Source organism: Neobacillus paridis, assembly GCF_016765675.1.
In the GTDB taxonomy this organism is placed as follows: domain Bacteria; phylum Bacillota; class Bacilli; order Bacillales; family Cytobacillaceae; genus Neobacillus; species Neobacillus paridis.
Genome location: NZ_JAESWB010000247.1, coordinates 165468 through 176677 on the forward strand (window position 1 = coordinate 165468; position 11210 = coordinate 176677).

An 11210-nucleotide genomic window follows, 5' to 3' on the forward strand; every position below is an offset into this window, starting at 1 on the left:
ATTATTTATTTTCAATCAAGCCGAGGGCAGCAGCTCAGTTATGACCAGAATTTCCACCACTTTTTTTCCTTGGCTGCAGCAACATCCCTGAAATTTGCCAACATTTGTAGAAAGGCTGCTTCCCTTTGTCTTATTTCATGGAGGTATTGCTGCCTCTCTTCAGCAAAGAATTCCCGGTCAAGGGAAATAGCTTCTGTTATATTGGCTAATTCATCATTTGTATCATTGATGAAATGGGAAATAGCATTTGTCGAATCTGTCAATTGCTTTGTAAGAGTAAAAATGTCATCGGATGTTTCGATCGCACTGCTTTTGATGTTATGAGCAAGATATTGGAGCTTGTCGGCAGTTAGATCAGCATTCTTTTCAACTGCCTTAGAAAGATGTTCAATCTCAGCTTGAGTTTTGGCGGATGATTTGTAAATCGCATCCGAAATCGACTTTACGGTTGTCAGCGTTCCTTTTGAGATTTCCTTTCTGACCTCTTCAATAACGTCTTTACGGACAGCATGACGAATTTCCTCTTTTACTTCATGAATAAAATGATTCTTGTAAGTATCGATCGCCTCAAAAAAGAGATGGGCCTGTTCATTTACTTCTTTATTAACGGGTGAAGCGGAGATTGGTTCATCAATCACTTCTAAAGAAGTTCCGACTTTTACAGACTCATCTACGCTTTCTTCTTGAACTGACTTTCTCTGCAACTGAAGCCGTATCGTTTCTTTGCTCAATTTTTGGTCGTACAATTTCTTGGCGTTAATGAGCAGATCAATTTCTGTATCTGTATAAATTCGTGCACCTTGCTTTGTGCGGGGAATCTCTATGACTTCCTTCAACTCTTTCTCCCATTTCCGAATAATCCCTGGAGCAATATTTATTTTTTTAGCCACTTCCTTCAAAGTATAGGTCTTCATCAAAATCCATCCCTTTCTATATCTATCTAGGAAATATTTTGTCTATGACTATGTAATTCACCAATCGGTATATGATTTTCCTGCTGCTTGACAAAAGCTCTCAAAACAAGACTTGAAGTATGAAATCACAACAATATTTTGCAAATTTACTGCCTGTTACAAAATATTTGAAAAATATGCTTGAGTATTGTAGAAAAGAGGTTTATGAATTGTGGCAAAATATAATGATTATCTGGCGACAAATTAATTATTACGTCCAAACAATTATCTGGGTGCCTATATGTTTTGATCAGTAACAAATTTTGAAATCCTTTTTTACCTCCAAATAGGTTGTTGCATATATTGGTAAGCAGGATCAGAAAGATGGAGGTGGAAAAAGATGATTACGGCAAATCTTGGCAGTAAAACCTATCGGATTCCAACTAACCTTGAGCAATATTTTCACACGTTTCGTTCGCAAACAATTGGGATGGATCAGGAATTTGCTTCCCCTTATGGAAAAAAGAAAATCATTTATGCGGACTGGACAGCAAGCGGGCGTCTTTACCGCCCTATTGAGGAGCGTATTTCCGATGTGTTTGGACCGTATATGGCGAATACACATACGGAATCAAATATAACCAGTTTAATGATGACGGGAGTCTATAAGCATTCAAAGGAAATGATTAAAGAACATGTTAATGCTGATCCCTATGACGTGGTCATTCTTGATGGTTTTGGGATGACCTCCGTTATTAACAAATTTCAACGAATCTTGGGAATCAAAGTGCCGGAAGGCTTGAAAGCCAGGATTGCGCTTCCTGTAGATGAAAGACCAATTGTTTTTCTGACACATATGGAGCACCATTCCAACCAAACATCTTGGCTGGAAACGCTGGCTGATGTGGAAATAATAAAAGCTGATGAAAATGGCGATGTGGATATCGGTCACTTAAAACAGTTATTACTTCGTTATCATAATCGAAAAATGAAAATTGGTTCCTTTACGGCTTGTTCCAATGTAACCGGCATTCAAACTCCGTATCACAAGCTGGCGAAAATCATGCATCAGCATGGCGGACTTTGCTTTATCGATTTTGCTGCCTCAGCACCATATATCAAAATGAATATGCATCCGCAAGACCCAATGGAAAAACTCGATGCGATTTTTTTCTCGCCGCATAAGTTTTTAGGGGGACCGGGAACAAGCGGGGTATTAGTGTTCGATTCCAGATTATACGTGAATAAGGTTCCAGATCATCCCGGAGGGGGAACGGTCGCATGGACAAATCCATGGGGAGAGCATCAATATTATGAGGATATTGAACTTCGTGAGGACGGCGGCACTCCAGGAATTCTGCAGGCGATCCGTACCGCCCTTTGTCTAAAGCTAAAGGAGCAGATGGGGATTGACAATATCCTAGCAAGGGAGAAGGAGCAGTTAGCGCTTTTATTACCAATGCTGGCAGAAATTCCGGGACTCCGCATCCTAGAAGGACAGGTAAAAAGCAGGCTGGGGATTGTTTCCTTTACGATTGAAAATATCCATTATAATCTGATTGTCCGGCTGCTTAATGACCGCTATGGTATTCAAGTCAGGGGCGGTTGCTCATGCGCCGGAACATATGGCCATTATTTATTTAACATTGACAAGAATATGTCTAAACAAATTACTGATAAAATCAACCAAGGCGACCTGTCAACAAAACCGGGCTGGGTCCGTTATTCTCTTCATCCAATTATGACAAATGAAGAGATTTTAGTGTTTACCCGGGCAGTGAAAGAAATTGCTCTTAATATCGATGAATGGAAAAAGGATTATAAATATGATCCTGCCAGTAATGATTATTTTTATATTCATTTTAAAAGAGAAGATTTAACTCCATTATTTAGGATGGAGTCCTAGCGAATACCATAGGGTGGGGTGCCTTGTTGAGGGAAGGTAAAGTATCCAGTGTTAAGCCTGCCCTTTGTCAAAAGTTAAGTCAACCTTCGGCATAAAAGGGCATATTCTAATGAAAAAGGTGTGACCCTTTATGATTCATGTCGTTAAACCTGGAGAAACACTTTCTTCCATCTCCGCTGATTATCGGGTTAGTCTTAACAGTCTACATGCTGCCAATCCGGGAATTGGCCATCTTCACGTCGGTCAACGAATTCGGATACCTGGACTCCCGGAGCCAAGTACGATTCCCTATACGATTCAAGTTTCAGTAAACAAAAGAAGATTATCCCTTTTCCATAATGGAAGACTAATGCGAATTTTTCCGATTGCTGTCGGAAAGATGCTGACAAGAACACCTCCGGGAGAATTTGTCATCGTCAATCGACAAATAAACCCTGGTGGACCGTATGGGGTCATGTGGCTTACACTATCCAAACATGGCTATGGCATTCATGGGACAAACGATCCCGGTTCAATTGGAAAAGCAGTATCCCATGGCTGCATCCGCATGTATAACCGGGATGTCCTACAACTAGCCGAAATCGTACCCAATGGTACACAAGTGATCATAAAGCCGTGAAACAGTAAAAGGGAAGACAAATCTGTTAAATCTGTCTTCCCTGGCTTACTATTCGGCTTTCGCAGCCTGAATTTGCAAGTTGATTTTAACTTTATCACCGACAAGAACGCCGCCGGTTTCAAGCGCCGCATTCCATACAAGACCGTAGTCTGAACGGTTGATCGAACCTTCTGCACTGAAACCAACCTTTTCATTTCCCCATGGGTCTTTTCCTGACCCTTCAAAGGTAACCGTAAATGTTTCTTGTTTCGTTACGCCGCGAAGGGTTAAGTCACCCGTTACGTTATATTCACCTTCGTCAGTTTTCACGATATTTGTTGCCTTAAATGTCATCGTTGGATGATTTTCAACATCGAAGAAATCGGCAGAAACCAAGTGTGCGTCACGCTCTTTATTACGTGTATCAACACTGGCGGTTTCCACTGTGAATTCAATTTCTGCGGTAGTTAAATCGGTTGGATCTGCCACAATTTCAGCAGAAAAATTTTGAAATGTTCCTTTCACGTTGGCAATCATCATGTGACGAACTGAAAAATCGACGCTGCTGTGAGCAGAATCAAGAGTCCATTTTTGTTTTGTCATTTTCCTTCTCCTCCTAAAAATTACTTTGAAATTATTTATCTTGAATTTAAAATAACTTAATTCAAAATAAATTATAAAAAGGAATTTTATAAATGTCAATTATTTTTCACTTTTTTTTAATACGGGTGTTTATTTTTTCTGGAATGTAGGGATATGAACTTCATTTTAAAAGGGATGGGGAATGGAAGAGAAGAAAAAACGTATAATAAAAACGCCTAAGTGGCGTTACTTTTTTTACAACCAAATCCTTGAAAATGAAAAAGAAGCATGTTAAAATGACATTTGGTACAAACGATAATGTTATTATTGAATATATAAATACCCAATAATAACATTATCATATTTTTTCGAGGATGTCAACAGAATGAATGAATAATTTATTATGGGAGTGGTGGCATGAGTGAATGGCAAAGCAAGGACTGGCAAATGGAGCAAAAAAGAGTCCATTCAGTAGTAAGTGAAATAGACAATAAGATAAATCGACTTAAAAAGAATACCGGCAGTGTAACTTCAGATGTTCTTGAGCTACGAAAAACCTTTTGGGAGGATGTAACCGTCAATTTGGATGAACCGGATGATATGATTGAAACGGCTGCCAGCATTAAACAGCAGGCAGAACTTCTCTCAGAACGTGAACGGACCCACAGACAATTGGACCAACAGCTCAAAACCCTTGTAAGATTAAGATATTCACCCTATTTCGGACGGATTGATTTTTTGGAAGAGGGTGAAAAAGCAGTGGATACCGTTTACCTGGGGATTGCCTCATTAATGGATCAGCAGGATGAAAATTTTTTGATTTATGATTGGCGCGCTCCGATTTCGAGCCTCTATTATGATTATCCGCCAGGACCTGCCCAATATCAGACGCCTGCGGGTGTGATCCAGGGTGAAATGAAACTGAAGCGTCAATTTATCATTAGGGCTGCAGAAATCAAGGGAATGTTTGATACCGGTGTAACCATCGGTGATGAAATGCTTCAGGAGGTGCTTGGGGCTGGTGCCAGCACTCAAATGAAAAGTATTGTTGCCACGATTCAACGGGAACAAAACGCAATCATCCGCAATGAAAAAAGTAAATATCTGATTGTGCAAGGAGTAGCCGGCAGCGGTAAAACTTCTGCGGCACTGCAGCGTGTGGCTTTTTTGTTGTATCGTTACCGCGGAACAATTAGTTCAGAAAATATCATGCTATTTTCACCCAATCCTCTGTTTAATAGTTATGTGGCTACTGTTCTTCCGGAGCTTGGTGAGGAAAATATGCAGCAAGCGACCTTTCAGGAATACTTGTATCAAAGGATTGGGAAGAATTTTGCTGTTGAAGATCCATTTATGCAAATGGAATATTTATTAAAGCAAGAAGAAGATCCGGATTATTGGATAAGGCTTGAAGGGATTCGCTTTAAAGCAAGTCTTCAATTTAAAGATATAATAGACCAATATACCAGGAATTTATCAGCTGACGGACTAATTTTTCGCGATTTAACGTTTAGAGGGGAGACATTCATCTCGAGACGGGACATTCATCAATATTTCTATTCATTAGATCAAAGTATCAGCATTCCCAATCGGATCCAGCTTGTTAAAGAATGGCTATTGCGAGAACTTAAAAGTGCGATGAAACGGGAGCGGACCAGAAGCTGGGTTGAGGAAGAAATTCAATTTTTAGATAAAGAGGACTATATGGAAGCCTTTAAGCAGCTTCAGAAAAAGCAAAGGTTTTCTGAGGCGACATTTGATGATTTTGAGCGCGAACAAAGACTGCTTTCGGAAATGGTCGTGAAGCAAAGGTTCAAACCGTTATTTTCAATGGTGAAGAATTTAAAATTCATTGATATGCCACAAATTTATCTGCAATTATTTAACGGGGATTATGGTGCTAACGAGCTTCCACCCAAATGGCCGCAGATAAGCAGATTGACAGCCAAGCAAATAAACGATAGGGTAATGCCTTATGAGGATGCTGTGCCATATGCTTACTTGCAGGATTTAATTGAAGGTAGGAAGGCAAGTACCGCAATCCGTCATATTTTTATTGATGAAGCCCAGGATTATTCACCGTTTCAGTTTGCTTTTATTCACAGACTGTTCCCATATAGTAAAATGACACTGCTTGGTGACTATAATCAAGCGATTTTTTCAGGAGTTACCGAGGCGGAAACGGTTATAAATGGATTTGCAACCGCTGAAGAGGATCTTGCAACCTTTTATTTAACAAAAACGTACCGTTCCACCAAGGAGATTGTTGAATTTACCAAGGCATTAATCCCAGAAGGAGGTAAAATTGAACCCTTTAACCGTTCAGGTAAGAAGCCTGTGGTCACGTTGACTGACAGAATGCGATTACATGACAGTATCATTGAAAGAATAAACGAGTTGCAAGCTGAAGGCTATCAAACGATTGCAATTATCTGCAGGACATCTGAAGAAAGTAAACAAGCTTTCAAGGCCTTGAGGAAAGAAGTCCAGCTTCATTTAATTGAAAAAGGGACGCTTACCTATGAGAAAGGAGTCAATGTTATTCCTTCTTATCTAGCCAAAGGAATTGAATTTGATGCTGTTATCCTCTATGATATTTCCCAATACAAGAGAGAAAGAGAACGGAAATTATTTTATACCGTCTGTACCAGGGCCATGCACGAGCTGCATTTAATGGCTGCCTCAGGCATGAATGCACTAATGAACAACATACCGCAGGAAACCTATAGAATTGAGAAAAAAATTTAGTATAAAACAAGAAAGCTGTATGTTGGATATTGTGGCATACAGCTTTCTTTACCAATACTTTATTTTTTCCATTGTTTCTCCACTTGTTCAAAAGCAAGTCGCATAATTTCCTCATCTGATGTGTTTCGGTCAGCAATAACATTAGTTAAATAACTTCTTCCTTCGAAAGTAATCGCTACTTCAATTTGCATCATAATTTAATCACCTTTCTTTATGAAATTTAGTTTTATTAAATAAATAAATGAGAAAATATTCCAAAATATGTCCGTTCTATTTAGAAATTTACCGCTGAAAAGTTTTTGAAAACAGAGAGTATGAACCGATGTTTAAAGAAGTTTTAAAAAGAGGGTTTTTATATTGTAACAAAACAACATCCAAAATAGAAGAAAAATGCTTTAGGACAACGATAGGGAAAGAAAAAACTTCCAATTGGAAAGCCTTTAAACTTCAACAATCATAAATTCCTCGGCAAACAGCCGTACTTGATTTTTATCTATTTTATTCTTTTTTACCATCGATTCTGCCATAACTACATGGGCTGAAAGAGAATGATTTCGTTTTAAATCACGAATTGACAGATCGCCATTAAGTAATTGAATCGCTTGTTCTTTGATTTCTTGACTTCTCGCCGATTTGTAAAGAAAATAGGCTATACAAGTAACTTTATCCACATTACCACTCCTTTTGAATCTTTGAATCATGGATCCGATTATCCTTATAATTCGTTTTTAATCTACTAGTTTCCTGCTTTTTTCTGAAAATTTAATAAAAACACATAAATATCCGGAATTCCTTTGGATATTGCTTATTTAATGCGACTTTTATATAATATTGGAGGAATAACAGGCAATTGGTAATGGCGATGATTACCTTTCGTTCCGTGGGGATGGGAGGTTTTTTGTTTACACTCGTCGTTGGAGTTGATACATAAGTTTAGGAGGAAACTCAGATGAAACAGACCTTAGTGAAGGATTTGTACAGAAACACTGAAAACTATATTGACCAACAGGTACGAATTTCAGGTTGGATCCGCACGATCCGCGATTCCAAGACTTTTGGATTTATCGAGATAAATGATGGTAGCTTTTTTAAAGGTGTTCAAATTGTTTTTGATGACAGCTTGGAAAATTACAAGGAAATTGCGAAGCTGCCGATCAGTTCATCGCTTAAGGTGGAAGGAGATTTTATTTATACTCCGCAAGCTAAGCAGCCATTTGAAATTAAGGCAACCAATATTGAGATTGCAGGAACCTCAAATGTCGATTACCCGCTGCAAAAGAAAAGACATACGTTTGAGTATTTAAGAACGATTGCTCATCTAAGGCCAAGAACCAATACGTTTGCTGCTGTTTTTCGCGTCAGATCGCTTGCAGCTTATGCGATTCATAGATTTTTTCAGGAAAATGGATTTGTTTATGTCCATTCGCCCATTATCACAGGCAGTGATACCGAGGGTGCGGGTGAAATGTTTAGAGTGACTACTCTGGATATGGATAACCTGCCGAAAAATGAACAGGGTCAAACGGATAATACCCAGGATTTCTTTGGCAAAGAGACCAATTTAACTGTCAGTGGACAACTTTCTGCAGAGGCTTTTGCTTTGGCATTCCGCAATGTCTATACATTTGGACCGACCTTTAGGGCGGAAAATTCCAATACAGCGAGACATGCTGCTGAATTCTGGATGATTGAGCCCGAAGTAGCGTTTGCGGAACTGCCTGACATTATGGACCTGGCTGAAGAGATGGTGAAATATGTCATCGGTTATGTGTTGGAGAATGCTCCGGAGGAAATGACCTTCTTTAACAGCTTTGTTGAAAAAGGGTTGTTGGATCGTCTGCAAAACGCTCACAACGCCCAATTTGCGCGGGTAACCTATACAGAAGCAATTGAACTGTTAAAACAATCAGGGGAAAATTTTGCTTATCCGGTCGAATGGGGCTTAGATCTGCAAACTGAACATGAGCGCTATTTATGTGAAAAAGTGTTTAAGAAACCGGTGTTTGTAACAGATTATCCAAAAGAAATTAAGGCATTTTATATGCGATTAAATGAAGATCATAAAACCGTTGCTGCAACAGATTTGCTTGTTCCGGGAATTGGTGAATTAATTGGCGGCAGTCAGCGTGAAGAACGTGAAGATGTACTTGCCGCAAAAATTAAGGAACTTAACATGAATGAAGACGATTATTGGTGGTATTTGGAATTAAGAAAGTATGGAGGCACAAAGCACTCGGGCTATGGCCTCGGCTTCGAACGGCTGATTATGTATTTAACAGGTATGACCAATATCAGAGATGTCATCCCATTCCCAAGAACACCAGGTAATGCAGAATTTTAACATTGAAAAAACAGACTCGTAGGGGGTCTGTTTTTTTCTTTTCTATAAATGAAAACTCGCCGACTGGCGAGTCCTTAAGGACGAAGATAGAGGCGCAGTTGAATTTATACTTTCTTTTATTAGCTAAAAAAACAACACGCAGTGGAAGCGTGTTGTTTTAAGATCTTATACTTCAAGATCACATTTCTCTAACGGAATAAGCTTTGTTTTCTTAATAAATTTATAGCCAAGCCAAAGTGCCAGAAATAGCGGTAAACCAATATAGGAAACTAAAACACCATTCCAATCGATATGGTTTCCAAGGAAGGCTGAGTAGTTTTGCCCCAAGATAACGAAGGCACATACAGCAAAAGCGAAAAGGGGTCCAAATGGGAACAGTTTCGTTTTATAAGGTAACAAGCTTAAGTCTTTACCTTGTGCAATGAATGCTCTCCGGAAACGGTAATGGCAAATCGCAATACCCAACCATGCAATAAATCCTGACATCCCTGAAGCGTTTAACAGCCATATATATACTGTTCCATCACCGAAGAAGGAAGCAAGAAAAGCGAGAGTTCCCACTAAAGTGGTCACAATTAAAGCATTTACCGGTACGCCATTTTTATTTAATTTTGCCAGGAATTTTGGTGCTTTACCATCGCGGGCTAAATCCCAAAGCATCCGGGTTGAAGCGTACATCCCAGAGTTACCTGCAGACAATACCGCCGTAAGGATAACGGCATTCATGACTGAAGCGGCGAAAGCAATCCCTGCTTTTTGAAAAACAAGGGTAAACGGACTTACAGATACATCGCCGTTAAGTAAACTTTTATTTGTATAGGGAATGAGTAATCCAATAACTAAAATTGCTAATACATAGAATAGGAGGATCCGCCAAAATACTGATTTAACGGCCCGCGGTATCGATTTGGCTGGATCGTCTGTTTCTCCGGCAGCGACTCCCAACAGTTCTGTACCTTGGAAGGAAAACCCAGCCGCCATGAAGATCCCCAGCATCGCCATAAAGCCGCCATGGAACGGGGCATCACCAATGGTAAGGTTTTTAAAGCCGACAGCTTCACCGCCCATAATCCCAAAAATCATTAACGTTCCTGTAACAATAAAAATAATGACTGTAACTACTTTTATGAGTGAAAACCAATATTCTGCTTCACCAAATCCTTTAACAGACAGGTAATTTAATAAGAACATCAGCACTAAAAAAATACTGCTCCATAATAATGAAGGTGTATGAGGGAACCAAAACTTCATAATCATCGTCACGGCAGAAAGTTCAGCGGCAATCGTAATTGCCCAGTTATACCAATAATTCCATCCTAGAGCAAAGCCGAGAGATGGGTCAACAAACTTTGTAGCATAGGTACTGAAGCTGCCGGCAACCGGCATATAGGCAGCCATTTCGGCTAAGCTTTGCATTAAAAAGTAAACCATGATCCCAATAACGATGTACGAAAGAATTGCACCACCGGGACCTGCGGTATGAATTGCACCGCCACTGGCAAGAAATAGGCCGGTGCCAATCGTTCCGCCCAGCGAAATCATCGTAAGATGCCGGGATTTTAAGCTTCGTTTCAGTTCGCTTGTCTCGACGTTGTTGGCTTCTGTATAAGCTTCATTTTCTAGTGCGTTTGCACTTTGCATAATTAGGACTCCTTTTTTAATAGAATGGGAAGGAGGTTGGAATAAAAAATGCCACCGAAGCAGATACAGGTGGCAAGTGTCTATACCCCGCATCATACCTTCCGAAAGATAGCTCAACACGTTTGGATAGGTGGTCCGCACGTGACAGTTCTGTTCCTTTTCGGAGACAGCCCCAGCATACTGTTCCAGAGAAAAAAGTACACTTCGGCAGTTTTTCCTTTCAAATGGAGTTGCCAATGTCTCTGCATCTCGTCCATCCTACTAATAAAAACTGCGACCTCTACCCCATCGGTTGATGAGGATTTAATATATAAAGTTAATATACTTATATAGTATAAATTTTATTTATTGAATGTCAAATGGAAACTAAATATGGTTTGAGTCAAGTATTTGTGGGCAGTTTTTTTATCCCCACAGAAGTGAAAGCGGATTCACTTATTTAGAGTGCTCTCTTGATAGAAAATTTGTCTTTTTTAAAAACCGGCCAACTCTTTTAATGCT

General features: G+C 39.5%; 9 protein-coding genes and 1 riboswitch. Of the genes, 4 read left to right on the plus strand and 5 right to left on the minus strand.

From position 1 onward, the window contains the following. Positions 1 to 38: 38 nt before the first annotated feature. Complete coding sequence (locus tag JK635_RS17360; protein ID WP_202655214.1) at positions 39 to 914, minus strand: MerR family transcriptional regulator; 876 nt, start codon at positions 912 to 914, stop codon at positions 39 to 41. 379 nt (positions 915 to 1293) lie between these two features. On the opposite strand from JK635_RS17360, the gene JK635_RS17365 reads away from it, so the two are divergent. Both JK635_RS17365 and JK635_RS17370 read left to right on the plus strand, forming a co-directional pair. After that, positions 1294 to 2799, plus strand: coding sequence for an aminotransferase class V-fold PLP-dependent enzyme (locus tag JK635_RS17365; RefSeq protein ID WP_202655215.1), 1506 nt, complete (start codon positions 1294 to 1296; stop codon positions 2797 to 2799). A 130-nt stretch (positions 2800 to 2929) separates the two neighbouring features. Continuing rightward, positions 2930 to 3418 carry a L,D-transpeptidase family protein gene (locus JK635_RS17370; RefSeq protein WP_202655216.1) on the plus strand — a complete coding sequence of 163 codons (489 nt, stop codon included), beginning with the start codon at positions 2930 to 2932 and terminating at the stop codon, positions 3416 to 3418. 48 nt (positions 3419 to 3466) lie between these two features. Here JK635_RS17370 and JK635_RS17375 read toward each other — a convergent pair whose 3' ends face one another. Beyond that, the gene (locus JK635_RS17375) at positions 3467 to 4000 is read right to left on the minus strand and encodes a YceI family protein (protein ID WP_202655217.1); all 534 of its coding nucleotides are present in this window, start codon (positions 3998 to 4000) and stop codon (positions 3467 to 3469) included. 396 nt (positions 4001 to 4396) lie between these two features. On the opposite strand from JK635_RS17375, the gene helD reads away from it, so the two are divergent. Continuing rightward, entirely contained in the window at positions 4397 to 6727 is a 2331-nt protein-coding gene (helD, locus tag JK635_RS17380) for an RNA polymerase recycling motor HelD (protein WP_202655218.1), read from the plus strand. Positions 6728 to 6786: 59 nt separating this feature from the next. Here the strand turns inward: helD and JK635_RS17385 are convergent, their stop codons facing one another. Further along, a complete protein-coding gene (locus tag JK635_RS17385) occupies positions 6787 to 6921 on the minus strand; it encodes a BA3454 family stress response protein (protein ID WP_202655219.1) in 135 nt (44 codons plus the stop codon). 246 nt (positions 6922 to 7167) lie between these two features. Then, positions 7168 to 7398: a hypothetical protein gene (locus JK635_RS17390; protein WP_202655220.1), complete on the minus strand. Its 231-nt coding sequence runs from the start codon at positions 7396 to 7398 to the stop codon at positions 7168 to 7170. A 278-nt stretch (positions 7399 to 7676) separates the two neighbouring features. On the opposite strand from JK635_RS17390, the gene asnS reads away from it, so the two are divergent. Beyond that, the gene (gene asnS, locus JK635_RS17395; RefSeq protein ID WP_202655221.1) at positions 7677 to 9068 is read left to right on the plus strand and encodes an asparagine--tRNA ligase; all 1392 of its coding nucleotides are present in this window, start codon (positions 7677 to 7679) and stop codon (positions 9066 to 9068) included. Between the two features lie 165 nt (positions 9069 to 9233). Here the strand turns inward: asnS and JK635_RS17400 are convergent, their stop codons facing one another. After that, a complete protein-coding gene (locus JK635_RS17400; RefSeq protein WP_202655222.1) occupies positions 9234 to 10709 on the minus strand; it encodes an amino acid permease in 1476 nt (491 codons plus the stop codon). 101 nt (positions 10710 to 10810) lie between these two features. Further along, positions 10811 to 11000: riboswitch (Lysine riboswitch) on the minus strand. Positions 11001 to 11210: the final 210 nt, after the last annotated feature.

Excerpts from the sequence above, each read along its gene's own strand:
- JK635_RS17360 (WP_202655214.1), bottom strand. The coding sequence starts at position 914 with ATGAAGACCTATACTTTGAAGGAAGTGGCTAAAAAAATAAATATTGCT.
- JK635_RS17365 (WP_202655215.1), top strand. The coding sequence starts at position 1,294 with ATGATTACGGCAAATCTTGGCAGTAAAACCTATCGGATTCCAACTAAC.
- JK635_RS17370 (WP_202655216.1), top strand. The coding sequence starts at position 2,930 with ATGATTCATGTCGTTAAACCTGGAGAAACACTTTCTTCCATCTCCGCT.
- JK635_RS17375 (WP_202655217.1), bottom strand. The coding sequence starts at position 4,000 with ATGACAAAACAAAAATGGACTCTTGATTCTGCTCACAGCAGCGTCGAT.
- helD (WP_202655218.1), top strand. The coding sequence starts at position 4,397 with ATGAGTGAATGGCAAAGCAAGGACTGGCAAATGGAGCAAAAAAGAGTC.
- JK635_RS17385 (WP_202655219.1), bottom strand. The coding sequence starts at position 6,921 with ATGATGCAAATTGAAGTAGCGATTACTTTCGAAGGAAGAAGTTATTTA.
- asnS (WP_202655221.1), top strand. The coding sequence starts at position 7,677 with ATGAAACAGACCTTAGTGAAGGATTTGTACAGAAACACTGAAAACTAT.
- JK635_RS17400 (WP_202655222.1), bottom strand. The coding sequence starts at position 10,709 with ATGCAAAGTGCAAACGCACTAGAAAATGAAGCTTATACAGAAGCCAAC.